The organism is Arthrobacter sp. MPF02 (assembly GCF_046605375.1).
GTDB lineage: Bacteria > Actinomycetota > Actinomycetes > Actinomycetales > Micrococcaceae > Arthrobacter.
This window is the reverse complement of sequence record NZ_CP176772.1, coordinates 487090-509567: the sequence shown is the minus strand read 5'-3', so window position 1 is coordinate 509567 and position 22478 is coordinate 487090. Positions and strand designations below refer to the sequence as shown.

The window sequence follows — 22478 nt, the reverse complement described above, 5'->3', positions numbered from 1 at the left end:
GAAGCCCTTGGGAGAAAGACTTCCAAGGGCTTCATGCGTGACAGGGCTAGGACAGGACGATGGATGAGGCAGACCAGCAGGCCCTGACCGGCGCGGTGGTCAAGAGACACAACCTTGACCTCGCCGGGCTATGGCTGGACTATGTGGCGCTGGGCGGCGATGCCTCGGAGCAGGAAATCCGGGACTACTGCTCGGGCACGGTTTGCCTGCCGGAGAAGGACAGGGACGCCCTGTCGCAGGCGATCAATGAGCACTGTGCCGGCGCGGACTTGTCCGTCAGGGCGCCCTTCAGCGACTCGCCGCTGGCGCGGGTGCACGCAAAGCCCCAGGATCCCTACTCGTCGAAATAGGTGAAGGTTGCCGAGCCGCCCGCGACGGAGGTAACCACCACGGAGGCAACGTCGCGAAGCTTCATGTTCCTGGTGTTGGATGCCTCCCGCAGGACCTTGAACGCCTCCGCCTGGCTGCAGCGGTTCTGGGCCATGATGGCTCCCGTGGCCAAATCGATGACGGTCCGGGACTGCATCGCCGCGTTCAGCCCGTCCCTCGTGTCCTGGAGCCGGGCTATCCGCAGGGCAAGCGCCAAACCCTTCGATACCTGAAGGACAAAGGCCTCGGCTGCCGCCCTGGCTTCACTTCCGAACGCATCCGGGCGCCCGGCATAGAGGGTAAGGACTCCGTCGCTGCCGCCTTCAAGGTCCAACGGGATACTGAGCACGGACAGGACGCCCTGCCTGCGGGCCGAGCGGACATACTCCGGCCAGCGTTCTTCCCCGCCCAGGTCCAGAGCCGCGACGGTACGGGCGCTGCGGGCAGCCGTGGTGGCTGGCCCGTCGCCGTATTTTCCTTCAAGCTGGGCCAACATCCTGGCGCGGGAATCACTGGCTGCCACCGCAACGGGTTTCTTGGGCCGGGTCAGCCTGAGGGTGCACGCAAGCGTTCCGCCCGAACCGCCGAGCCGTGCGGCGGCGTACGCAGCCACCTTGTCGAGGAGCCGCCCCACATCAGGTTCTGCCAGGACCAGGTCCTGCAGGTACATGGCAACATCGGCGAAGACTGTGCCTTCTGAAACATCGGTGTTCATCACGAGGCTCCCTTCCGGACACAACTGATAAGCCATGGCAACATGGCCGCCCACTGCCGAACGGTCTTTCCAGCCTACCCGTGGCCGCACCGTACGCCGCCATTCATGAAGCCTGCCTGCCGTTGGCTCCCGGGTGCCAGCGGGCCTGGCCGGCGGTGCGCCCGGGTGCCGCCAGCTGGGTCCGGGCCATCTTGTAGCACAGCTTGCCGTCCAGTTCGCGCGGCCTGATCCAAACCTCGTAGCCTTCCGCGGCTGTGAACAGGGCCCTGCCTCCGGCGGCGTCCGCGGCAAGCCAGAGGGCTGATGAGTCCTCCATGGCGTCGTCCACCACACCCGCGCGAACGAGCTCAAAGTCCTTCCGGACCTCCACCGGAGTTCCGATCAGCCGGCTCCAGTCACGGTATCGGTAAGCCTCCATGCCATCTCCTGCGCCGGGCCTGCGCCTAGCAGGCCTCGAAGTCGGTCAGGACCTTGACCTTGCCCGCGGATGCCGACGCCGGATCGAAGGTGTAGCCGATCCATTCCTTGGCCAGCCGGCGCGCAAGCTCGATGCCCACCACACGCTGCCCCATAGTGAGCACCTGGCAGTCGTTGGACAGCACTGAGCGCTCCACCGAGAACGAGTCGTGTGCCGCTGTCGCCCGGATGCCTTCCACCTTGTTGGCCGCGATGGCCACGCCGATGCCGGTACCGCAGAACAGGATGGCCCGGTCCGCCGCGCCGTCGCGGATCATCTCGCCGGCCGCGATTCCCACGTAGGGGTACGGCTTGGTGAAATCGTCAAGTGCGTCCGACCGGTTCACGCCGATGTCGATGACCTCGCTGACGCGGGGGTCCTCCCGGAGGTCCGCCAGGACACGGTCCTTGTAGTCCACCCCTGCCTCGTCAGCGCCCACGATAAGCCGCAGTCCCATGTTGTTTCCTTTCGTGCTCATGCTTCCGCCCCGATGGATTCCCTGCCGGCGGATGCGGTTCCTTCAGCTGCCGCAGTGTTTGTGAAGTGCGGGCCCATAACGGCGAAGACCATGGCCAGCGACGTCGCTCCCGGATCCGGCGTGCCAAGGCTCTTTTCCGCCAGCGGGCGGGCCCTGCCCTTCAATGGCAGCAGGTCCGCCGTTGCAGCGGCAGCGGCCGCTGCTTCCCGGGCCGCGTCCTGCCAGGCCTTGCCGGGGACAGTCCCTTCAGCCAACAGGCGCCGGAAGGCCGATGCGAACGGCAGCAGCGCGTCCACCATGGTCTTGTCGCCTGTTTCGGCCTTGCCCAGCTCCACGATCCTGCCGGCAAACGCAGTGACTCCGGCTGCCAACCCGGCGGCAGTGGGAGCAGCGCTGTTGCCTATCGACTCACCAAAGGCCCGCAGCCCTGCTCCCCACAGCACCCCTGACGTTCCGCCGGCCTTGTCCGCCCATGCATCCCCGGCGGCCACGAGCACGTCTCCGGCTCCGGCTCCCTGCTGCAGCGCAACGGATGCTGCAGCTGCGGCTGCGTCCACGCCCCGAACCATGCCGCGGCCGTGGTCGCCGTCTCCGGCGATAGCATCCATCCGGCCCAGGCGTTCCTCCGCATCATGCAGGGAAGTCCGGGCGGCATCAATGGCCGCTACACACGCCGCCGCATAGCTGCGGGAGGCATCCGTGGCAAGAAACTCCACGAAGGCCGCGCCGCCGTCGGACGCTTCTTCTCCCGATAAGCTTTCTACGGGCAGCCCCGCACTGCCGCGCCGGTACGCGGGCGTCTCAGCCGGAGCAATCCACAGCGGCTCGAGTTCCTCATCCAGCCAGGTGACCGTCAGCGAGGCACCGGCCATGTCCAGGCTGGTGACCAGTTCCCCCACCTCCGGCATGACCAGCGTGTAGCCGGCATCCCGCAGCAGCGGCGCCACGGTACCCCACAGAACAAAAAGTTCCTCGTGCTTGGTGGACCCCAGACCGTTGAGGATGACTGCGATCCTGTCCCCCGCGCACTCCGGCGTTTCGGCGAGCAGGCGGGACACGAGCTCCTGGCCCAGTTCCCTGGCGGAGGGCAGGTCCGTGTCGTGGAGGCCGGGTTCACCGTGGATGCCGAGGCCCAGGCCCATTTGCCCGTCCGGCAGCGAAAACAGCGGGGCTTCGGCACCCGGGAAGGTGCAGCCGGCGAAGGCGGTGCCGATGGTGCGGGTCCGGTGGTTGGCCTTGCGGCCCAGCCGCACCACGTCCGCCAGGCTGTCGCCGCGTTCGGCAGCGGCGCCCATCAGCTTGAAGACGGTGAAGTCGCCGGCGATGCCCCTGCGTTTGCCGGATTCCGACGGCGGCGCGCTGGCAATGTCGTCCGTCACCAGGACGTTTTCCACGGCAATGCCCTCAGCGGACAGCCTTTCGCTGGCTATGCCGAAGTTCATCACGTCGCCTGCGTAGTTGCCGTAAGTGAAGACGACGCCGGCGCCGGACTCCGCGGCCTTGGCCACGGAATAGGCCTGCTGGGCGGAGGGCGAGGTGAAGATGTTTCCGACGACGGCGCCGTCGGCCAGGCCTGTTCCGATCAGACCGGCGAAGGCCGGGTAGTGGCCCGAGCCGCCGCCGGCGAGGACAGCCACCTTCGGCCGGGCCGGGCGGTAACGGCGGACGGCGCCGCCGGGGACCTGGCGGACCAGGTCAGAGTGGACGTCGCAGAAGCCCGCCAGGGCTTCCTCTGCGAATTCCGAGGGGTCGTTGAAGATCTTTGTCATTGTGGCTCTCCGGCGTCCGTTACTTTCCTGGCCGCTGCTAGTGCATGTGGCTTCCGCCGTTGATGTCCACGGTGGTGCCGGTCAGATATGCCGAATCCTCGGAGGAGAGGAAGGTGATCACTGCGGCTACCTCTTCGGTGGTGGCGTTGCGGCCCAGCGGGATGCCGGCGTTGATGGCGGCTTCCTGCTCCTCGGTGCTGCCAACGCGGATGTTGGTGTCCACGGCGCCCGGAGTGATGGCGTTGACCGTGACACCGGTGGCGCCGAGTTCACGGGCAAGCGCCTTGGTGAAACCCAGGATGGCGGCCTTGGCTGCGGAGTAGGGAACCTTGCCGAACACGCCGCCGCCCCGCTGGGCGGACACCGACGACATATTGACGATGCGGCCCCAGCCATTGCCGATCATGTCCGGCAGGAAAGCCTTGGTCACCAGATAGGTGCCGGTGGCGTTAACGTCCATGACCTTGTGCCAGAGTTCCAGCGTGGTCTCCAGGAAGGGCACCGGGGAGGTGATGCCGGCGATGTTGGCCAGCGCGCCCACCGGGGGCAGGTTGCCGGCGGTTACCTCGGCTGCGACGGCGGCCTGAGCGGCGGTGACGGATGCTTCGTTGGCAACGTCGATCTCGTGGCCAAAGGCGGGGACGTTGAATTCGTTGCCGATCTCGGCGGCAACCTTGGCGGACTTCTCGCCGTCGAGGTCCAGGATGACAACTGCCCAGCCTTCACGGGCGTAGCGGCGGGCGGTGGTGAGGCCGATGCCCCGCTCGGAGGTTGCCCCGGTGAGGACTGCGGTGCGCTGGATGGTGGTCATGATGGTGCTCCTTGGGATGGGGTGTGCAGGTGGGGGTCTAGATGAGGTCGGTGATGAAGCTGGCAGCTTTTGCTGCGGCCGCGGGGCGTTCGTCATGGGTGACGTCCCGGGTTTCCAGCTCAAGCGAGAAGTGCCCGGTGTAGCCGTCAGTGGCGAGCCGCTTCAAGCCGGAGGCAAAGTCCGCGTCGCCGTTGCCGATACTGAGGTTGATGTTTCCCCGCACGGCATCGCGCAGGTGGACGTGCCGGATGAGGCCGCGGTGCCGGCGCAGGTACTCCAGGGGATCCTCCCCCGCGGCCACGATGTGGCTGAAGTCCATGACGATACCGATGCCGGACCCGGCAAGGCGGTCCGCCAGCTGCACGGCGCGCTCCAGGTTCCAGCAGAACCTCAGGAAGTGCAGGGATTCAGTCCAGAGTTCGACGCCGAACTCAGCGGCGCGCTGGCCGGCGCGGACCAACTGGGCCGCGACGAGGTCCAGGTCCTCGTCCACGCCCTGAGCGGGGGCGTGGTCCAGGGCGCCGCACGGCAGGACCAGCGCCTTGGCCCCGGTGTTGGCCGCGAGGGTGAGCAGGGCATCGAGGTGGCGCTGCCGTGCTGCCTGGCCTTCGCCGTCGAGCGCTGCATTGAGGTTCCCGATGTCACCGTTTACGGAGCGCACCCGGAGGCCGGATGACTCCACGGTTGCGGAAACGGCAGCGACGGCGGCCGCGTCCAGCTGGTAGGGGACATGGTTGCAGACGCCGGGCAGGGCGCCCAGGTCAATCTCATCGAACCCGAGTGCGCGGATGGTAGTGAGTGCGGTGCCCAGTTCCTGGTGGCGGAAGCTGATGGATGAGCATCCAAGTCTGGGGTGGAACATCATTGATCCTCTGGCTTGTGCAAGGCGTCCGTGCCAAGCGGGGGTGATGGACACCACAGTAGGCGCAAGTACTGTTGACAGTCAACCCTTGAGGTCGACTGTTGACAATGGTCATGACGTGGCTCACACTGGAGCTATCTTGTTAACCGTCGACAGCGGCCTATCCCCCGAATGAAGCCGCTCTCCGAAAGGGAACCACCATGAGCAAAGATGCTCTGACCATGCGCGGTCCGGTCCACGGCACCAAGGACGCCAAGCGCGTCGCCATCGGCTCCGGTGTAGGCGCCGTGATCGAGACGTACGACTTCATCGGTTTCGGCACCGCTGCTGCGCTGTACTTCGGGACCGCCTTTTTCCCCACCGGCGACCCCGTCACCGGCACGCTTGCCGCATTCGCCACCCTCGGCGTCGGGTTCGCAGCCCGTCCGCTGGGCGGCATCATCGGTGGCCACCTCGGCGATAAGGTGGGCCGCAAGCCCGTGCTGGTCACCTCGCTCATCCTCATGGGCGTAGCCACCTTCCTGATCGGCCTGCTCCCCACCTACGCACAGGTAGGCCTGCTCGCACCGGCCCTGCTGGTGTTCGTCCGCATCGTCCAGGGCCTTGCCTTCGGCGCCGAATGGGGCGGCGCCATCCTGATGAGCTATGAACACGCTCCCTGGAAGGCGAAGGGCAAGTACACCGGCATCGTCCAGGCCGGCTTCCCGGTAGGCCTGCTGCTGGCCAACCTGGTCTTCCTGGTCAGCGTCAACCTTGGCGGCGAACTCGCCTGGCGCGTCCCCTTCCTGGCCAGCATCGTGCTGGTGGTGGTCGGCCTGATCATCCGCTCCAAGGTTCCCGAGTCCCCCGTTTTCGACGAGGTCAAGGACAGCGGCGACATCGTCAAGTCCCCCATCGTGGAGGTCATAAAGACCGACTGGCGCAACATCGTCAAGGGCATCGGCCTGCGCGTTGCCGAGACCGCCGGCTACGCCGTGTCCATCACCTACATGATTTCCTACCTGCACACCGAACAGCTGGCGGACAAGACCCAGACCCTGGTTGCGCTCTGCATCGCTTCGTTCATCGGTATCTTCGCCACGTTCGCCTGGGCCCGCCTGACGGACAAGGTTGGCCGCCGCCCCGTGTACGTCTGGTCCTGCGCCTTCGCCGTCCTGTTCGCCGTCCCGATGTTCCTGATGGTCAACACCGGCCTGTTCTTCTTCATCATCGCCACCATTGCGATCTCCTACGCCGTCTGCCAGAACTCCCTAGCCGGCGCCCAGGGCGCCTGGTTCCCGGAGCTGTTCCAGGCCAGGACCCGCGCTTCCGGCGCCAGCCTCGCCTACCAGATTTCGGCAATGGTCTCCGGCTTCACGCCCTTCGTCACCACCCTGCTGTTCGTCAGCTTCGGCTGGATGGGCCCGGCGATGCTGTTCGGCCTCTACGCCGCCGTGGGACTCTGGGCCGCCGTCGCCACCCGGGAGACCTGGGGCAAGCGTGAGCGCGAGCTGGCCGACGAAGCCACCAAAAGCACCCCCAACACGGTGACCGTGTAGTGACCGTTATTCACGAACCAACAACGGAGCCAGCAATGCCAGTAAGTACCGTCCAGAGTCCCGCTGCCCAGGGCCAGGTGACGCAGGAGCGAATCGACAAGATCAGCGCGGCCGCGTACCGGATCCGCCACCACGCCCTCAACATGGGCGAGGTCCAGGGCCAGGGCTACGTGGGCCAGGCCCTCGGTGCGGCGGACATGCTCGCCACGGTCTACGGCGACCAGCTCCGCTTCCGCGCCGAAGACCCGCACTGGGAGGGCCGGGACCGGTTCCTGCTCTCCACCGGCCACTACGCCATCGGCCACTACGCCGCACTCGCCGAAGCCGGGATCGTTCCCGTGGAGGAGCTCGAGACCTACGGCTCAGACGACTCGCGCCTGCCGATGTCCGGCATGTCCACCTACACCCCCGGGATGGAAATCTCCGGCGGTTCCCTGGGCCACGGACTGACCATCGCCGTCGGCATGGCCCTCGGCCTGCGCTACCAGGGCTCCGACTCCCGGATTTTCAACTTCCTCTCCGACGGCGAACTGGACGAGGGCTCCACCTGGGAAGCCGCGATGGGCGCGCACCACCACCAGCTGGGCAACCTCACCGCCATGGTGGACATCAATGCCCTGCAGGCGGACGGCAAGACGGACACCGTGCTCCGCACCGAGCCGGTCACCGAAAAGTGGGAATCCTTCGGTTGGTACACCCAGCGGGTAGACGGCAACGACGTCGGTGCGCTGCTGACAGCGTTCGACAACGCAGCCGCCCAGGCCGCCGCCGTCGGACGTCCCTCCGTCATCCTGTGCGACACGAAGGTGGGCCGCGGCGTACCGCTGCTGGAGAACCGCGAAAAGGCGCACTTCATGCGCATCGAAGAACACGAATGGCAAATTTGCCGCGAGCAGCTCACCGCCGGCTATGAAGGAAAGGCTTCAGCATGAGCACCACAACCGAGGCCCCCAGCACAACCACAGCCGTCAAGCCGAAGCTCAAGACCTCAGCCATGATCGCGTCCTTCGCCGACCCCGGCCAAAAGACCACCTCCGCGCCGTTCGGGCACGCACTGGTCAAGGCCGCGCAGGAAAACGACAAGATCGTGGGCCTGACCGCGGACCTGGGCAAGTACACGGACATGCACATCTTTGCCAAGGCCTTCCCGGAACGGTTCTTCCAGATGGGCATGGCCGAGCAGCTGCTGTTCGGCGCCGCCGCCGGCCTGGCCGAAACCGGCCTGGTGCCGTTCGCGTCCACCTACTCGGTGTTCGCCGCCCGCCGCGCCTACGACTTTCTCTGCCTGGACGCCGCCGAACCCAACCTGAACGTCAACATCATCGGCGGCCTGCCCGGCCTGACCACCGGGTACGGCCCCAGCCACCAGGCCACCGAGGACATGGCAATCTTCCGCGGCATGCCCAACCTGACCATCGTCGACCCCTGCGACTCGATCGACATCGAGCAGGCCGTGCCGCAGCTGGCCGCCTCCGAAGGCCCCACCTACCTGCGCCTGCTCCGCGGCAACGTACCCACGGTGCTGGACGAGTACGACTACACGTTCGAACTCGGCAAGGCCAAGGTCCTGCGCGGCGGCAACGACGTCGTGTTCATTTCCTCCGGCCTGATGACCATGCGCGCCCTCCAGGCAGCCAAGGCACTGGAGGCACACAACGTGGACGTCGCCGTCGTGCACGCACCCACCATCAAGCCCTTCGACGCCGGAACCGTCCTAGCCGAGATCAACACCGACCGGCTCGCCGTCACCCTGGAAAACCACTCCGTAGTGGGCGGCCTGTTCGAAACCGTGGCCTCGTCCGTGGTGGCCGCGGGCCTCGGCAAGCGGGTGGTCCCGGTGGCCCTGCCGGACCAGTTCCTCGACGCCGGCGCGCTGCCCACCCTGCACGACCGCTACGGCCTGGCCGTTGACCGCATCGTGGCGAAGGTCCTCGCCGAACTCGGCTGACCCTGCCACGGCTGAAAGCACGGCTCCGGCGCCCACCGGAACCGTGCTTTCTGCCGTACTATCGAAACTACGACCGACTGTAAACAGTCGACTTACAACATTGAGGACGCAAGGCCATGGCCGGACTGACCGCCCCGCTGCTGGGACTGCAAAAGAAGAGCCTGCGTGAGCAGGCGCTCTCGGCCCTGAGGACTGCCATCACCAGCGGAGAACTGGAACCCGGGCGGCACCTCGTGGAAACCGAGCTGTCCGAGATGCTGCAGATCAGCCGGGGCACGCTGCGGGAGGCACTCCGACAGCTGGAGCAGGAAGGCCTGGTCTCCGCCGGGCCGCGCGGACGCTTGTCTGTCCGGCACCTCGATGAGAAGGACGTCCGTGACATTTATGCGGTGCGCGCCGCGCTGGAATCGCTCGCTGCCCGGACCCTCTGCGAACTGCCGGAGCGGCAGCACGTCACTGAATCCCTGCACCGGGCCATCGACGCCATGACCGCCGCGGCCAGCGGGAGCCTCGAGGACCGGATCGAGTCCGACCTCGAGTTCCACCGCACCCTGTGCCGGCTGACAGGCAATGAGACACTCCTCCACTCCTGGGAGTCCCTGGAAGGATCCATCCGGATGTCCATCATGTTCGCGGGGTTGGAAAAAGGCGTCAGCAACATGAGCGTGGACCGGCACCGGGACATTGTCACCGCCATCGATACCGGCGACGCCGCCCTCGCACGGAAAACCATACTCGAGCACATGGACACTGCCGCGGCCAACCTGGTGTCCTAGGTCCGCGTCCCGGTTCAAGCACCGCCGCAGCTTTTTCTTTGGCAGTTGCCGTTCAATGCTTGCGAATACTCGCGGCCCTCTGGGGTACGTTGGCAGGAGCAGGGTGACCTGGAAGTATTCCCAGGAACCACGGGAACGACCTGGAGGAGGAATCTATGCGGGAACTGAGTGCCAGCGACGGTTTTCTTGAATCGGACACCCTTGCGGGCGACGACGAACAGGCGGAGACGGCCGCCGCAGAGCACACGGGCGAACCTGAAATCACATACGACGAACAGTTCTATCCCGCCCGCCCCAAGGCACTTCGGCCCATCGCCCGGCGCCGGCAGTACCTGGCCACAAGGCCCTCCTTCGAATTCGACGGGCGCAATCACGCGTACGTGGAGTGGCTGCGTAACCAGGCAATGCTGGGTGACGCAAACACCCTGGCGCGGCAGCTTTCAGGGCAGGCCAGCATGTGGCAGAACTCCTACGCCCACCCCAACCCTCGTGCCGCCGTCGAACGCGCCCCCGTATGGTTTACCGCCTACCCCCTCTCCTTCATCACCCGCCCCGGCGAATCCTTCCTGGCCGCCCTCGGCGATCCCGCCATGTGGGACGCCTTCCGCGAAATCGGCATCAGGGCCATCCACACAGGACCCGTCAAATTGGCGGGCGGCATCAGCGGCTGGACCCAGACGCCCAGCGTCGACGGCCACTTCGACCGGATCAGCATGGCCATCGATCCGGTGTTCGGCACGGAGGATGAATTCCGCCGGATGTGCGAGGTGGCCACGGACCACGGCGGGACCATCATCGACGACATCGTCCCGGGCCACACCGGCAAGGGGGCCGACTTCCGCCTCGCCGAGATGAACTTCCGCGACTACCCCGGGATCTACCACATGGTGGACATCCCCGAGGATGACTGGCACCTGCTGCCGGACGTCCCGGACGGGCAGGACTCGGTCAACCTGAGCCCGGAATCGGAACAGGCCCTGCAGAAGGCCGGCTACATCATCGGCCGGCTGCAGCGCGTGATCTTCTATGAACCCGGCGTGAAGGAAACCAACTGGAGCGCCACCCGGCCAGTGGTGGACACCACCGGGAAAACCCGCCGCTGGGTCTACCTGCACTACTTCAAGGCAGGCCAGCCGTCCATCAACTGGCTGGACCCCACCTTCGCCGGTATGCGCCTGGTGGTGGGCGACGCGCTGCATTCGCTGGTGGATCTCGGCACCGGTGCGCTTCGGCTGGATGCCAACGGTTTCCTGGGCGTGGAGAAGAGCGCAGAGGAACAGCCCGGCTGGTCCGAGGGACACCCTCTGTCCGAGGCGGCGAACCAGCTCATCGGCTCCATGATCCGCAAGGTGGGCGGGTTCTCGTTCCAGGAGCTCAACCTCACCATTGACGACATCAAGGCGACGTCGGAAGCAGGCCCCGACCTGTCCTACGACTTCATCACCCGGCCCGCGTACCACTACGCCCTTGTGACCGCCGATACCGAGCTCCTGCGGCTGGCCCTGCGCCTGTCCATGGAGATCGGAGTGGACCAGGCTTCACTGGTCCACGCGCTGCAGAACCACGACGAACTCACCTATGAACTGATGCACTTCGCTTCAGGACACCGGGACGAGATGTTCGAGCTGCACGGCGTGGAGCTCACCGGCGCCGAACTTGCGGAACAGGTCCAGCAGACCATGCGGGACCGGCTCACCGGCGAGAACGCGCCGTACAACGCGGTCTTCACCACCAACGGCATTGCCTGCACAAGCGTCAGCTTCATCATGGCCGCCCTGGGCATCCGTGAACAGGACGCCATCACCCCCGAGCAGGAGGCACAGGTCCGGGATGTCCACATCCTGCTGGCCATGTACAACGCCTTGCAGCCCGGCGTCTTTGCCCTCTCCGGCTGGGACCTGGCCGGCATCACCGCCCTTGACCGCGGAAGCGTTGCCGAGCTCACCGCGCAGGGCGACACCCGCTGGATCAACCGCGGGGCGCACGACATTATGGGAAACAGCCCGGAAGCGACCGCCTCGTCGTCGGGAATGCCCCGTGCGCGGAGCCTGTACGGTCCCCTTCCGGATCAGCTGCAGGACCCCAACTCGTTCGCGCGGCGCCTGCAGCGGGTCCTCGCAGTCCGTGAAGAACACGGGATTGCCACCGGCACACTGCTGGACGTACCCGATGTTTCGCACCGCGGCCTGCTGGTCATGGTCACCCGACTGGGCAGCGGCGCGCTCGAGGTCACCGTTCTCAACTTCTCGGACCAGGACGTCGCGGGCAGCATCCAGTCCAGCCACCTGCTGCCCGGATCCACGGTGCAGGACCTGTTCACCGGCGAAGCAATTGGCCACGTGGACGACCTCTGCAGCTTCTTCCTCGAACTCCCCGCTTTCCAGGGAACGGCACTCCTGCTCACGGAGGCCGGGACCCCCGAAGAGGACGAAGGCGTCTCGTTCCAGAACGCCCCCTGACCGCCGGATTCCCGGGAGCCCTTGATGCAGGGGCTCCCGGGAATCCGTTTGGGTTGACAACCGTTAACTGAACGTACGGTAAGTTGCCGCACGGTACTGAGGGATTTCATGAGCACGAAGTTTGAATCAGTTGAAGACGACGCCGGAAAGGTCACCCGCTACGTCCGCCGCGCCAACGGCGGCGGCCTGGTGGCCCCCGGAGCCACGGTTGCAGACAGCACCCGCATCGGGTCCATGACGTACGTGGAGTACGGCGCGAAGATCGGCCACGGCTGCCGGATCGGCCATGGCAGCTGGATCGACCGGGACGCCACGATCGGTGACCGCGCGGTCATTGGTGACGGCGTGCGGATCGGCCGGGGCACGGTGATCGGCAACCGGGTCCACATTGGCAGCCACTCCCGGATCGGCTCGGGCGTGCTGATCGAGCACGGTGTCCATCTGGAAGCAGACGCCACCGTTGCAGACGGCGGGCAGGTGTTGATCGCCTCGCGCACCGCGGCCCCGGCCCCGGGGAAGAACCGCCCGCGCCGCCGGCCCAAGGGCCGGCTGGCGGCCTGACGGCTTAGCGGACGCCCGCGGCCTCGGGGGCAGCCGGCACAGGCGCCAGCAGCATGGTGGAGGTGTCAATGCGTTCGTCCGCGTCCTGCCCTTCCGCAAGCCTTATTGCCTCCTCGCGGCTGGACACCACGGGCACCGACCCCAGGAGGGGCCTTGCCGCCGTCTCCCGCATCTTCAGCAAGGCAAACAGCGCCACCAGCGAGAAGAACATCACGTAGAACGCGGGGGCGTACGGGTTCCCGGTCACCTCAACAAGGATCTGGCTGACCAGTGGAGTGGTGCCGCCGAAAACCGAAATGGCAAGGTTGTGCGTTACCCCCACCGAACCGAAGCGGGAGGCCGTGGGAAAGAGCTCGGACATCACGGCCGCGGTAAGGGCGAGGAAAAAGGCCGAGGGCAGCGACACCAGGAAGAGTGCCAGGTACAAGGACCACAGCGTTCCCATCTGCATCAGGGTGAAGGCCGGCAGGAGCAGGACCAGGTTTCCGATCGTAGCCATGGCGTAGATGGGGCGTCGGCCGATCCGGTCCGACAGGCGGGCCACGAATGGAATCATGACCGCGAGCAGGACCAGGACGACGACGGCGGCAACAGCCGTGTGCACAGGGTCGGATCCAACCTGGGTTTCCAGGTAGGTGGGCATGTAGCTGGTGAGCAGGTAGCCACAGCTGCCGTCAGCGGCCACCAGGGAGCAGCCAATCAGGATCTGGGGCCAGTAGTGCTTGAAGATGTTTGGCAGGTCGTGCCGGACGAAGATGGGGTCGATGTCCTCAGTTCCGGCCTTCGCATGGGCAGCCTCGAAGCTGGGTGATTCCGGGAGCCGGAGCCGCATCACAATCGCCACGATGCCAAGGGGAAGGGCGATCAGGAACGGGATGCGCCAGCCGCCGTCCAGCATCGCCGAATCACCCCACAGCGAGGTGGTCACCGCGGTGGTTACGGCCACCATGCTGGCGCCGGCGGCGAAGCCGAGCATGGAGCCGGAATTCAGCAGCGAGGCCATGAACCCGCGCTCCCGGTCGGGCGAGAACTCCGAGATATACGTTGCTGCACCCGAATACTCGCCGCCGGTGGAGAACCCCTGCAGCATCTTGAGCAGGTAGAGGGGAATGATGACCCACAGGCCCACTTGGCCGGCTGTCGGAAGCAGGCCGATGCCCGTCGTGGCTACGGCCATCAGTGCCATCGTGAAGAAGAGGACCTTGCGCCGGCCGATCCGGTCGCCTAGCGGGCCGAGGATCATGCCGCCCAGCGGCCGCACGATAAAGGACACTGCGAAGCCCAGCAATGTGACCAGCAGGCCCATCCGCTCATCCATGCCCTCCGTGAAGACAGAGGTCATGGTGACGGCGAGGTACCCATAGACGCCGATGTCGTACCACTCGATGAAGTTCCCGACGCCCGCCCCCACCTGCGCTTTCCGCAGCTCGTCCTTGTCCACGACAATGCAATCGCCCGCCTGGAGCCGGCGGGCGGTTTTTGGGCGCACGGGGTGCTGCTCTTTGGACTGTTTGAACATCTTCGTCCTGTCTTTTTACCGGGTAACGGATCGGCAGGAGTACCGGCGGTCAACCGAAATCCCCTCGGGGAGGTGGTAAGTATTCTGCCAGAAAGGAAGCGGCGGCTTGGCCTTGGTCACACTCCCAATGTGATCTGTGCCTCCAATTTCCGCGTGATCAGCCAGTCCACTCAGTGTTGCAATATAAGCAACTGTTCGCGTCATAATCGCCAACGGGCCCCCTGAGAGGTCGCTTCTGAGTTCGACAAGGCAGTCCGCTCAGGGCCTTCGCTGCCGCGTTGGACGCCCTCAGCCGGCCTTCTGTTGTCACGGCCGCCTCGCAGGACTGCCCCGCCCCAGATGGCAAGGAAGGCTGCCACCAGCAGGAGCCCCGCCTCGCCCAGGTCGAGCTCCCCCAGCCAGGCGGTGAACGGGTCACCGAGCCCAAGGGCGGCGTCGGCGAATCCGCCGAGGGTGATGGCTGCGATGAAGAGCGCCGACAAAGCGGAAAGGCCCGTCACCAGGGCATTGAAGCCGAGTTTGCGCTGCGGGTGGTCCAACGCGGCGCGGTACATCCGCATCATGGCCACGCCGTTGACCGTGTCGCACAGGGTCATCGCGGCAGTGAAGGCGAGGGGAAGGGCCAGGAGCGCAAACGGTGGCACGCCCGCCAGCGAGGCAGCAGCCGTGACCACCAGCAGCCCGATGGTGGTGGCGGTGTCAAACCCCAGACCGAACAGGAAGCCGATCACGTAAATGTTCCGGGGCCGCTGCACGCCGGCGAGCGGCCTGGACAGGAGGCGGGCAACAAATCCCTTGCTGTCCAGGTCCCCTTCCCTGATCCGGCCGCCTGCCCGCACGTTGCGGTACACCCGGGCGGCCCGCAGGAAGGCGGAACCGTTGAACAGGCCCATGGCGAGCAGGAACAGGCCGGATACCCCGCTGCCAACGAGGCCGAGGAGGTGGTTGCCCGTGGTTCCTTCCTCCATGAACTGGCCGATCACTGCCGTGCCGGCCGCCACCAGAAGTCCTGCCAGGATCACCACGGAGCTGTGGCCGAGGCTGAATGCGAATCCGACGCTCACCGGGTCCTTCCGCTGGGCAACGAACCTGCGGGTGGAGTTGTCGATTGCGGCGATATGGTCCCAGTCGTAGCTGTGCTTGATGCCCGCCGCGTACGCGGTCAGGACCAGGCCAAGGGCCAGCGGGGTGCCGGCGGCCGCGGAGCCACTGACCAGGAGGACGATGGCGGCGGCATGCAGTGCGGCGACGGCGCCGAAGGTGAAGAGCACGCGGGTCCGGAGCGGCAGCGCTTCCCGCTCCCGGTACAGGGTGGCGATGCTGTTGAGCGCGGTCATCAGTGCTTCCTCAGATCCAGCGGTTCCTGCCCGTACCAGCGTTTCCGGAGCAGGCCGGTACACGCGCCGAGCAGGCTGTTCAGGTTCCCCGTGCTGTTAGACAGCGAGCGCAGGACCAGTCCCGTTGTTCCGGCAACGGCCCGGGTAAGCGAAATCCCGGTCCTGGCGTCATGTTCGGCCGCGCAAGCGTTCAGCTCGTCCGCGAGCGCCTGGTCCACCCGGGCGTCCACCACCACCAGCGATCCCACGTGGCTGCGGCCATCCATGAAACCCATGCCGGTGACGTCGCCCGATGGCGGCCGGATCAGCAGGTTGTCCAGCGCCAGCAGTTGCCGGTCCCCCTCTGCAGCCTGCACCCACATCTCGCTGCGCAGCCGCACTTCCTCGTACCTGAAGGCAGTGCCGTCCGGGGACCACCCGGGCGTGACCACCTCGGCCATGACCAGGGACGACGACGGCGCCAGGGTCACGCAGGTCCGTTGCCGGTAGCTGGCCTCCCGGTAGGCGATGAGCTGGTCCGGCATCAGCTCCAGCCGCGCCCCCTCCCCCAGCCGCACGTTCATCCGTTGCTCGGCAAAAGACCCGGGAGTCCGGTAGACCTTGGTAGCGGACTGGGTGGTCAGCAGCAGCGAGGCCGAGTCCCCTACCTCGACATCAATAAGGAAGAGATCCGCCCCAAGATAAGCCCCGCCAGGATTCACGACGACATAACAAACCTGCCCGGAATCATCCAGGTAATGAGGCCGAACCACCTTAAGGGCGCCTTCGTGAAACTGCCGGGAGGCAATGGACCTATCACCGCGAGCTTCGATGCCCAACTCCAAGCGGCCTCTCACGGGGCGTTCAGCGGACGCGGGTGGAGCCCAAGGTGGGACGACGACGGAACGGCTGGAATTCACTGCGCCAGGTCGAGCATCAGGACGTCGCGCCGGATCCAGTCCATGACCCTGTCCAGCCCCTCGTCGGTTTTCAGGTTGGTGAAGCAAAAGGGCTTATCCCCGCGGAATTCTTTCGAGTCCCGTTCCATGACGGCGAGGTCCGCGCCGACATGGGGTGCGAGGTCGGTCTTGTTGATGATGAACAGGTCGGACTTGATCATGCCCTGGCCGGCTTTGCGGGGAATCTTTTCGCCCTGGGCCACGTCGATGATGTAGATGGAGAAGTCGACCAGTTCAGGGCTGAAAGTGGCGGAAAGGTTGTCACCGCCGGATTCCACGAAGATGACCTGCAGGTCCGGGTGCCGTGCCTTGAGTTCCTCGATGGCCGCGGTGTTCATTGAGGTGTCCTCACGGATTGCCGTGTGCGGGCAGCCGCCGGTTTCGACGCCGATGATCCGGTCCACCGGGAGGATGCCGTTCGCTGCCAGGATTTTGGCGTCCTCGATGGTGTAGATGTCGTTGGTAATGGCGGCCATGGAGATCTCACCGCTCATGTGGCGGGTGAGCCGCTCCACGAGCTGGGTTTTGCCGGCGCCGACAGGCCCGCCGATGCCGATTTTGATGGGTTCAGTCATGGTGTTCCTCCTCCGTCACAAGCCCGGTCAGCTCATGAACATCCGGGCACGCTGGCGTTCGTGCCGCATCTGCGAAATTTCCAGTCCGGGGCTGACTGCCCCGAAGTCGTCCGGCGCAAGGCGCGCGATCCGTTCGGTGGCGGCAGCGACGTCGTCGTGCGCTTTCCGCAGCACGCGCTGCCCCGCGTTCTGGCCCAACGGGATTGCCCTGACCGCGTTCTGCGTCAGAGAGGTGACGGTGGCGAACAGGTAGGCGGCGAGCGCCTCCTGCAGCGGCACGCCCAGGGAACGCGCGACGACGGCGAACGCCAGCGGCTGGTGTCCTGCGGCCGCACCGCGGGTCACCAGGCCCAGGTACAGTGCCAGCGCGTCCGACGGGAAAACTTCCGCCCCGATCTCGAGCAGCCGCCCGCCCATCTTGATGCTGGCCTCCCGAACCTGGCGCGGCAGCAGCTGCGCGGACAGCAGGGCATCGAGTTCAAGGACATCCCGCCCCTCATACAAGAACCGGATAGCCAGCCCGTCCGAGTAGGTAAGCGACTGCGAGATGTACATGGACAACCAGGCCCCAAACGACTCCTCATCAAAAACGATCCCGTCGTCGAGGTACGTCTCAAACCCAAGGGAGTGCGCAAAAGCCCCGGTAGGAAGCGCAGAGTCAGTGAGCTGCTGCAACGCCAGCTGGTAGCTAGTGCGAGTGTTCAGCATGGCGGAAAGGCACTGGCATGACGCGTTCCTGCCGGGAGTAGGGCACTCCGGCGTGGCGGAGGTAGTCCTCGACGGTGTGGTCGTAGGCGCACACCATGACCTCGGCCCCGTACTCCGACTCCGCGTCAAAGAACTGCGCCTGCAGGTGCCGGTTGCCGAGGGAGTGGGCCGTGACGCCCATTTCGAAAAGCGTGCGGGGTGCGATGACCAGGACGTCGGTGGGGAGCACGGACACCACGATCATGTTCGACTCTGCGACGTGCAGGATGTCGCCGTCGCGCAGGTCCCCTGCCGCCGACGGCAGGCGGATGCCGATCTCCTTGCCGTGGTCGGTCGTTGCGCGCTGGATGCGCTTGACCAGCTGGGTGCTGGGCAGCACCACTTTCTCGCGGTGCAGCCCGGCATAGGCGGCGAGGTCTGTTTCCGGCAGGTCGTGCAGGTTGCCGAGGACTTTGTCGATGATCACGGGGTTCTCCGGTGTTCTAGAAGAGGAAGTAGCGCTGGGCCATGGGGAGCACGTCGGCCGGCTCGCAGGTGACGTCCTCGCCGTCGACCTTCACCTGGTAGGTTTCCGGGTCCACCCGGATGTCCGGGGTTGCGTCGTTGTACTTCAGGTCGGCCTTGGTGAGGTTCCGGATTCCTGAGACGGGCCGGATGACCTTTTCCAGCCCGAGCTCTTGCGGAACCCCGGCCTCGATAGCCGCCTGCGAAAGGAACGTGATGGAGGACTGCTGCACCGCCTTGCCGAGCGCGCCGAACATCGGGCGCATGGTGCGTGGCTGCGGTGTGGGAATGGAAGCGTTTGCGTCGCCCATCAGCGCATAGGCAATCTGGCCGCCCTTAATCACGAGCTCGGGCTTTACGCCGAAGAACGCGGGGTCCCAGAGGACCAGGTCGGCAAACTTGCCTTCCTCCACTGAGCCCACGGAGTCGGCGATGCCTTGGGCTATGGCGGGGTTGATGGTGTACTTGGCCACGTAGCGCTTGAGCCGGAAGTTGTCGCTTCCCGCCGAGCCGTGTGCCCCGCCGTCGTTATCCTCCAAAACACCGCGCTGCTTCTTCATGCTGTCCGCCACCTGCCACGTGCGCGTGATCACCTCGCCCACCCGGCCCATCGCCTGGGAGTCGGAGGAGGTGATGGAGAAGATCCCCAGGTCCTGCAGGACGTCCTCGGCGGCGATGGTCTCGGCGCGGATGCGCGAATCGGCGAATGCCACGTCCTCGGGGATGTCCGGGTTGAGGTGGTGGCAGACCATCAGCATGTCCAGGTGCTCTTCGATCGTGTTGCGGGTGTACGGGAGCGTGGGGTTGGTGGAGGCCGGCAGGACGTTGGGCATGCCGGCGATTTTGATGATGTCCGGGGCATGTCCGCCGCCCGCGCCTTCGGTGTGGAACGTGTGGATCACGCGGCCGTTAATGGCCCGGATGGTGTCCTCCACGAAGCCGCACTCGTTCAGGGTGTCGGTGTGGATGGCCACCTGGACGTCATACTCGTCAGCCACCGTCAGGGATGTGTCGATGGAGGACGTGGTGGAGCCCCAGTCCTCATGCACCTTCAGCCCGATGGCGCCGGCGCGGATCTGCTCTGCAAGCGGTTCGACGGCGGACGCGTGGCCTTTGCCGAAAAGGCCGATGTTCATCGGGAACGCCTCCGCCGCCTGCAGCATGCGCTGGATGTGCCACTGCCCCGGGGTTACGGTGGTGGCCTTGGTGCCCTCGGCCGGGCCGGTCCCGCCGCCGATCATGGTGGTGATGCCGCTGGCAAGGGCAGTCGGGACCTGGTCCGGCGAGATGAAATGGATATGGGTGTCGATGCCGCCGGCGGTGAGGATTTTCCGTTCCCCGGCGATGATTTCGGTGCTGGCGCCGATCACGATGTCCACGCCGTCGGTGATCTGCGGGTTGCCGGCCTTGCCGATCCGGAAGATGTGCCCGTCCCGCAGCGCCACGTCCGCCTTGTAGATTCCGGTGCAGTCCAGGATGACGGCGTTGGTGATCACGGTGTCCGGAACGTCCTCGTCACGCATAACCTGGCCGTTCTGGCCCATGCCGTCGCGGATTACCTTGCCGCCGCCGAACACCACCTCTTCGCCATAGACGGTGAGGTCCTTTTCGATTTCGAGGAACAGGTCGGTGTCGGCCAGGCGGATTTTGTCGCCGGTGGTCGGGCCGTACAGGTCGGCGTACTGCCGGCGCCGAATCTCGAAGCTCACTGGCTGTCCCTTTCTGTAACAGGCCTGTCCGCGTGGGTGCCGCCGTCGAGCCTTCCGTTGACGGCGTTGCCCAGTCCGTAAACTTCCCGGACGCCGGCGAGTTCGATGAGCCGCACGCTCCGAGAGTCCCCCGGCTCGAACCGGGCGGCGGTGCCGGCGGGAATGTCCAGCCGGCGGCCATGCGCTGCGTCCCGGTCGAAGTCCAGGGCGGCGTTCGCCTCCGCGAAGTGGAAGTGTGAGCCCACCTGGATGGGCCGGTCACCCGTGTTGAGCACCTCGACGGTGATGGCGTCCTGCCCGGCGTTCAGTGTCACGGGTTCGGGCCTGAGGACGTATTCTCCGGGAATCATGGCTGCACCTGGCGAATGGGATCGTGGACGGTGACCAGCTTGGTGCCGTCGGGAAAGGTGGCCTCGATCTGCACGTCGTGGATCATTTCGGGCACGCCCTCCATGACGTCGTCGCGGGTCAGGAGCGTGGTGCCGTAGCTCATCAGCTCGGCAACGGTCCGGCCGTCACGGGCACCTTCGATTAATTCGTAGCTGATAATGGCCACGGCTTCGGGGTAATTGAGCTTGAGCCCGCGGGCCTGCCGCCGCCGGGCAAGGTCCGCGGCAACCACGATCATCAGTTTTTCCTGCTCACGCGGCATCAGGTGCATTCGGGTCCCTTCCACAACAGCCGCCGGACGGCGTGGGACCCACAGTAGGTGCCGAACGTTTCGGCCACGTTTCAGGTTTGTAATGCCCGGTTCCCGGATCGGGCTTCGGCCACGCGCGGCCTACTGGTTGAGGCGGGCCAGGATCTCGTCGGTGGACTGGACTGGCTGGCGGTAGCTGGTGGAGAGGATGCGCAGCATGTCCGCGGCGTCCTGGTTGTCCTCCGAGGCCATGGCATCCTTGGCGTAGGTGGCCCGGATGTTGTGGGCGAAGGCGTCCGCCCCCGTCTGCGCGATGCAGTTATGGGTGGAAACCCCGGCGAGCACCACCTCGTCGGCGCCCCAGTTCCGCAGTCGGGACAGCAGGTTGGTACCTACGAAGGCGCTGTCCCGGGTCTTGTTCAGCTGCGGCAGGCCGTTTATCGCGAGGCCGGGAACAGCTTGTGCCTGCTCGCTGCCGCGGAAGATAAAGCCCTGGTCGTCGTCGAGCATGTTCAGGCTCCAGGTGGACTTGTCCCGCTCGTGCTCCGTACCCACAAACAACGCCTTGTGCCCGCTTGCCTTGAACGCTTCCAGCAGTCTGTTGCACGACGCGACCAGCTGCTCCTGCTGTGCGGCGAGTTCGGGCGCCTCGAAGAACGCGTTCTGCATATCTATGACCAAAAGAGCAATCATGGAGGCACCTTCCCTTTACGTAACCTGTGCCGGAACCGTACCCGCCGAGGTGCCGGCCAAAACTGGAAGTTACGGCGCCGACTCCCGGATCCTGAGTTCAAAGCCGGCCTCCACGTGCAGTCCCTGCCCGTCACTTTCCCGGCCGGAGATCCGGTCGAGCAGCAGGGCGATGGAGCGCTCGGCGATCTCATCCATGCCGGGCGAGATGGTGGTCAGCGACGGCGACGCGAATCTGGCTTCGTCGATGTCGTCGAAGCCGGCCACGGCCACGTCCTGCGGAACCTCGATGCCGCGGATCAGCAGCTGGTGCATGGCCCCGAGCGCCAGGACGTCATTCAGGCCGAACACGGCGTCGAACCGGACCTCCCTGTCGAGCAGCCCTGCCACGGCCGCGGCCCCGGCATCGCGGCGCCATTCGGCCGGGGCGATGAGGTCGGGGTCGAACGCGACACCGGCTTCCTCCAGGGCCCTGCGGTAACCGTTGAGCCTCAGGCCGGCGCTGCCTGCGGACTCCTCGGGGCTGGCACCAACCACGGCGATGCGGCGGCGTCCACTCCCCAGCAGGTGGGCGGTGACCGTGGCGGCCGCTTCCTCGTTCTTCATGGTGACCAGGTCGAACCGCGGGTCCATGATGTGTTCGCCGAGCATCACCAGGGGTTTCTTGCCCGCCCGGGAGGCAACGGCGTCGGCATCGATAGCCAGCGGGGTGAACAGCAGGCCGTCAGTGAGCTGCCGGAACGGTCCCTGCAAGGCATTCAGTTCCGCGCTGCCTTCGGCGTCTGACTGCTCCACCAGGACGCGGTAGCCGCGCCGCGCGGCAGCCTTCATCAGCTTCGACGCCAGTTCCGCGTAGTAGGGTGCGGAAAGATCGGACAGCACCAGGCCCAGCATGGAGGTTTTGCCGGACCGCAGGCTCCGGGCCGTGAGGTTCGCCTCGTACCCCAGCTCGGCGATGGCGTCCTGGACCCGCTGCTTGGTGGCGGGGCGGATGAACTCGTAGTCGTTCAGGACGTTGGAAACCGTTTTGAGCGACACCCCCGCCGCGCGTGCAACGTCGTTCATGGTGACCGCCATATGGCTCCTTAGTGTGGTTCCGCCAGTTCCGGGATACA

The 22478-nt window shown here is 65.9% G+C and carries 24 protein-coding genes; 7 read left to right on the top strand and 17 right to left on the bottom strand.

The features are described 5' to 3' along the window. Window positions 1–59: 59 nt before the first annotated feature. Window positions 60–350: a hypothetical protein gene (locus tag ACLH0K_RS02420; RefSeq protein ID WP_411375285.1), complete on the top strand. Its 291-nt coding sequence runs from the start codon at window positions 60–62 to the stop codon at window positions 348–350. On the opposite strand, the gene ACLH0K_RS02415 is transcribed toward ACLH0K_RS02420, so the two are convergent. The 6 genes from ACLH0K_RS02415 to ACLH0K_RS02390 all read right to left on the bottom strand — a co-directional run bounded on the left by ACLH0K_RS02415 (window position 335) and on the right by ACLH0K_RS02390 (window position 5461). After that, window positions 335–1084: an ANTAR domain-containing protein gene (locus ACLH0K_RS02415; RefSeq protein WP_411375284.1), complete on the bottom strand. Its 750-nt coding sequence runs from the start codon at window positions 1082–1084 to the stop codon at window positions 335–337. The two genes, ACLH0K_RS02420 and ACLH0K_RS02415, sit on opposite strands and share 16 nt — an antisense overlap. A gap of 103 nt (window positions 1085–1187) precedes the next feature. Beyond that, window positions 1188–1502 carry a hypothetical protein gene (locus ACLH0K_RS02410; protein WP_411375283.1) on the bottom strand — a complete coding sequence of 105 codons (315 nt, stop codon included), beginning with the start codon at window positions 1500–1502 and terminating at the stop codon, window positions 1188–1190. A 25-nt stretch (window positions 1503–1527) separates the two neighbouring features. Continuing rightward, complete coding sequence (locus ACLH0K_RS02405; RefSeq protein WP_411375282.1) at window positions 1528–1998, bottom strand: RpiB/LacA/LacB family sugar-phosphate isomerase; 471 nt, start codon at window positions 1996–1998, stop codon at window positions 1528–1530. Window positions 1999–2015: 17 nt separating this feature from the next. Continuing rightward, on the bottom strand, window positions 2016–3788 hold the full coding sequence (locus ACLH0K_RS02400; RefSeq protein ID WP_411375281.1) for a dihydroxyacetone kinase family protein: 1773 nt from the start codon (window positions 3786–3788) through the stop codon (window positions 2016–2018). A 37-nt stretch (window positions 3789–3825) separates the two neighbouring features. Continuing rightward, on the bottom strand, window positions 3826–4599 hold the full coding sequence (locus ACLH0K_RS02395) for an SDR family NAD(P)-dependent oxidoreductase (RefSeq protein WP_411375280.1): 774 nt from the start codon (window positions 4597–4599) through the stop codon (window positions 3826–3828). A gap of 37 nt (window positions 4600–4636) precedes the next feature. Continuing rightward, window positions 4637–5461, bottom strand: coding sequence for a sugar phosphate isomerase/epimerase family protein (locus tag ACLH0K_RS02390; protein WP_411375279.1), 825 nt, complete (start codon window positions 5459–5461; stop codon window positions 4637–4639). A gap of 200 nt (window positions 5462–5661) precedes the next feature. On the opposite strand from ACLH0K_RS02390, the gene ACLH0K_RS02385 reads away from it, so the two are divergent. From ACLH0K_RS02385 to ACLH0K_RS02360, 6 genes are all read left to right on the top strand, one after another. After that, a complete protein-coding gene (locus tag ACLH0K_RS02385; protein ID WP_411375278.1) occupies window positions 5662–6999 on the top strand; it encodes an MFS transporter in 1338 nt (445 codons plus the stop codon). A 35-nt stretch (window positions 7000–7034) separates the two neighbouring features. After that, window positions 7035–7931, top strand: coding sequence for a transketolase (locus tag ACLH0K_RS02380; RefSeq protein WP_411375277.1), 897 nt, complete (start codon window positions 7035–7037; stop codon window positions 7929–7931). Then, complete coding sequence (locus tag ACLH0K_RS02375) at window positions 7928–8947, top strand: transketolase family protein (RefSeq protein WP_411375276.1); 1020 nt, start codon at window positions 7928–7930, stop codon at window positions 8945–8947. The genes ACLH0K_RS02380 and ACLH0K_RS02375 overlap by 4 nt, the downstream gene beginning before the upstream one ends. Before the next feature lie 116 nt (window positions 8948–9063). Further along, complete coding sequence (locus tag ACLH0K_RS02370; RefSeq protein WP_411375275.1) at window positions 9064–9723, top strand: GntR family transcriptional regulator; 660 nt, start codon at window positions 9064–9066, stop codon at window positions 9721–9723. A 155-nt stretch (window positions 9724–9878) separates the two neighbouring features. Next, complete coding sequence (gene treS, locus ACLH0K_RS02365) at window positions 9879–12182, top strand: maltose alpha-D-glucosyltransferase (RefSeq protein ID WP_411375274.1); 2304 nt, start codon at window positions 9879–9881, stop codon at window positions 12180–12182. Window positions 12183–12290: 108 nt separating this feature from the next. Further along, window positions 12291–12743 (top strand): DapH/DapD/GlmU-related protein, encoded by a 453-nt coding sequence (locus tag ACLH0K_RS02360; protein ID WP_411375273.1) that lies wholly within the window; start codon window positions 12291–12293, stop codon window positions 12741–12743. 4 nt (window positions 12744–12747) lie between these two features. Here ACLH0K_RS02360 and ACLH0K_RS02355 read toward each other — a convergent pair whose 3' ends face one another. The 11 genes from ACLH0K_RS02355 to ACLH0K_RS02305 all read right to left on the bottom strand — a co-directional run bounded on the left by ACLH0K_RS02355 (window position 12748) and on the right by ACLH0K_RS02305 (window position 22440). Next, window positions 12748–14232, bottom strand: a complete 1485-nt coding sequence (locus tag ACLH0K_RS02355) for an MFS transporter (RefSeq protein ID WP_411375272.1) — start codon at window positions 14230–14232, stop codon at window positions 12748–12750. A gap of 230 nt (window positions 14233–14462) precedes the next feature. Beyond that, window positions 14463–15599 (bottom strand): HoxN/HupN/NixA family nickel/cobalt transporter, encoded by a 1137-nt coding sequence (locus ACLH0K_RS02350; protein WP_411375271.1) that lies wholly within the window; start codon window positions 15597–15599, stop codon window positions 14463–14465. Next, window positions 15599–16498 carry an urease accessory protein UreD gene (locus ACLH0K_RS02345; protein WP_411375270.1) on the bottom strand — a complete coding sequence of 300 codons (900 nt, stop codon included), beginning with the start codon at window positions 16496–16498 and terminating at the stop codon, window positions 15599–15601. The genes ACLH0K_RS02350 and ACLH0K_RS02345 overlap by 1 nt, the downstream gene beginning before the upstream one ends. After that, window positions 16495–17112 (bottom strand): urease accessory protein UreG, encoded by a 618-nt coding sequence (gene ureG / locus ACLH0K_RS02340; protein WP_411375269.1) that lies wholly within the window; start codon window positions 17110–17112, stop codon window positions 16495–16497. The genes ACLH0K_RS02345 and ureG overlap by 4 nt, the downstream gene beginning before the upstream one ends. A 27-nt stretch (window positions 17113–17139) precedes the next feature. Then, window positions 17140–17820, bottom strand: a complete 681-nt coding sequence (locus ACLH0K_RS02335; RefSeq protein WP_411375268.1) for an urease accessory protein UreF — start codon at window positions 17818–17820, stop codon at window positions 17140–17142. Further along, a complete protein-coding gene (gene ureE, locus ACLH0K_RS02330; RefSeq protein WP_411375267.1) occupies window positions 17801–18286 on the bottom strand; it encodes an urease accessory protein UreE in 486 nt (161 codons plus the stop codon). Before ureE ends, ACLH0K_RS02335 begins: the two co-directional genes overlap by 20 nt. 16 nt (window positions 18287–18302) lie before the next feature. Further along, complete coding sequence (ureC, locus tag ACLH0K_RS02325; protein WP_411375266.1) at window positions 18303–20033, bottom strand: urease subunit alpha; 1731 nt, start codon at window positions 20031–20033, stop codon at window positions 18303–18305. Then, window positions 20030–20383: an urease subunit beta gene (locus tag ACLH0K_RS02320; RefSeq protein WP_411375265.1), complete on the bottom strand. Its 354-nt coding sequence runs from the start codon at window positions 20381–20383 to the stop codon at window positions 20030–20032. Before ACLH0K_RS02320 ends, ureC begins: the two co-directional genes overlap by 4 nt. Further along, complete coding sequence (locus ACLH0K_RS02315) at window positions 20380–20694, bottom strand: urease subunit gamma (RefSeq protein WP_411375264.1); 315 nt, start codon at window positions 20692–20694, stop codon at window positions 20380–20382. Before ACLH0K_RS02315 ends, ACLH0K_RS02320 begins: the two co-directional genes overlap by 4 nt. 120 nt (window positions 20695–20814) lie before the next feature. Further along, window positions 20815–21366, bottom strand: coding sequence for a cysteine hydrolase family protein (locus tag ACLH0K_RS02310; RefSeq protein WP_411375263.1), 552 nt, complete (start codon window positions 21364–21366; stop codon window positions 20815–20817). A gap of 69 nt (window positions 21367–21435) precedes the next feature. Next, a complete protein-coding gene (locus ACLH0K_RS02305; RefSeq protein WP_411375262.1) occupies window positions 21436–22440 on the bottom strand; it encodes a LacI family DNA-binding transcriptional regulator in 1005 nt (334 codons plus the stop codon). Window positions 22441–22478: the final 38 nt, after the last annotated feature.

Bases quoted from the DNA above. Each gene is read 5' to 3' on its own strand.
- ACLH0K_RS02380 (WP_411375277.1), top strand. From the start codon at position 7,035: ATGCCAGTAAGTACCGTCCAGAGTCCCGCTGCCCAGGGCCAGGTGACG.
- ACLH0K_RS02420 (WP_411375285.1), top strand. From the start codon at position 60: ATGGATGAGGCAGACCAGCAGGCCCTGACCGGCGCGGTGGTCAAGAGA.
- ACLH0K_RS02305 (WP_411375262.1), bottom strand. From the start codon at position 22,440: ATGGCGGTCACCATGAACGACGTTGCACGCGCGGCGGGGGTGTCGCTC.
- ACLH0K_RS02400 (WP_411375281.1), bottom strand. From the start codon at position 3,788: ATGACAAAGATCTTCAACGACCCCTCGGAATTCGCAGAGGAAGCCCTG.
- ACLH0K_RS02335 (WP_411375268.1), bottom strand. From the start codon at position 17,820: ATGCTGAACACTCGCACTAGCTACCAGCTGGCGTTGCAGCAGCTCACT.
- ACLH0K_RS02375 (WP_411375276.1), top strand. From the start codon at position 7,928: ATGAGCACCACAACCGAGGCCCCCAGCACAACCACAGCCGTCAAGCCG.
- ureG (WP_411375269.1), bottom strand. From the start codon at position 17,112: ATGACTGAACCCATCAAAATCGGCATCGGCGGGCCTGTCGGCGCCGGC.
- ACLH0K_RS02385 (WP_411375278.1), top strand. From the start codon at position 5,662: ATGAGCAAAGATGCTCTGACCATGCGCGGTCCGGTCCACGGCACCAAG.
- treS (WP_411375274.1), top strand. From the start codon at position 9,879: ATGCGGGAACTGAGTGCCAGCGACGGTTTTCTTGAATCGGACACCCTT.
- ACLH0K_RS02395 (WP_411375280.1), bottom strand. From the start codon at position 4,599: ATGACCACCATCCAGCGCACCGCAGTCCTCACCGGGGCAACCTCCGAG.
- ACLH0K_RS02410 (WP_411375283.1), bottom strand. From the start codon at position 1,502: ATGGAGGCTTACCGATACCGTGACTGGAGCCGGCTGATCGGAACTCCG.
- ACLH0K_RS02415 (WP_411375284.1), bottom strand. From the start codon at position 1,084: ATGAACACCGATGTTTCAGAAGGCACAGTCTTCGCCGATGTTGCCATG.
- ACLH0K_RS02370 (WP_411375275.1), top strand. From the start codon at position 9,064: ATGGCCGGACTGACCGCCCCGCTGCTGGGACTGCAAAAGAAGAGCCTG.
- ACLH0K_RS02310 (WP_411375263.1), bottom strand. From the start codon at position 21,366: ATGATTGCTCTTTTGGTCATAGATATGCAGAACGCGTTCTTCGAGGCG.
- ACLH0K_RS02405 (WP_411375282.1), bottom strand. From the start codon at position 1,998: ATGGGACTGCGGCTTATCGTGGGCGCTGACGAGGCAGGGGTGGACTAC.
- ACLH0K_RS02320 (WP_411375265.1), bottom strand. From the start codon at position 20,383: ATGATTCCCGGAGAATACGTCCTCAGGCCCGAACCCGTGACACTGAAC.
- ACLH0K_RS02360 (WP_411375273.1), top strand. From the start codon at position 12,291: ATGAGCACGAAGTTTGAATCAGTTGAAGACGACGCCGGAAAGGTCACC.
- ACLH0K_RS02350 (WP_411375271.1), bottom strand. From the start codon at position 15,599: ATGACCGCGCTCAACAGCATCGCCACCCTGTACCGGGAGCGGGAAGCG.
- ACLH0K_RS02390 (WP_411375279.1), bottom strand. From the start codon at position 5,461: ATGTTCCACCCCAGACTTGGATGCTCATCCATCAGCTTCCGCCACCAG.
- ACLH0K_RS02315 (WP_411375264.1), bottom strand. From the start codon at position 20,694: ATGCACCTGATGCCGCGTGAGCAGGAAAAACTGATGATCGTGGTTGCC.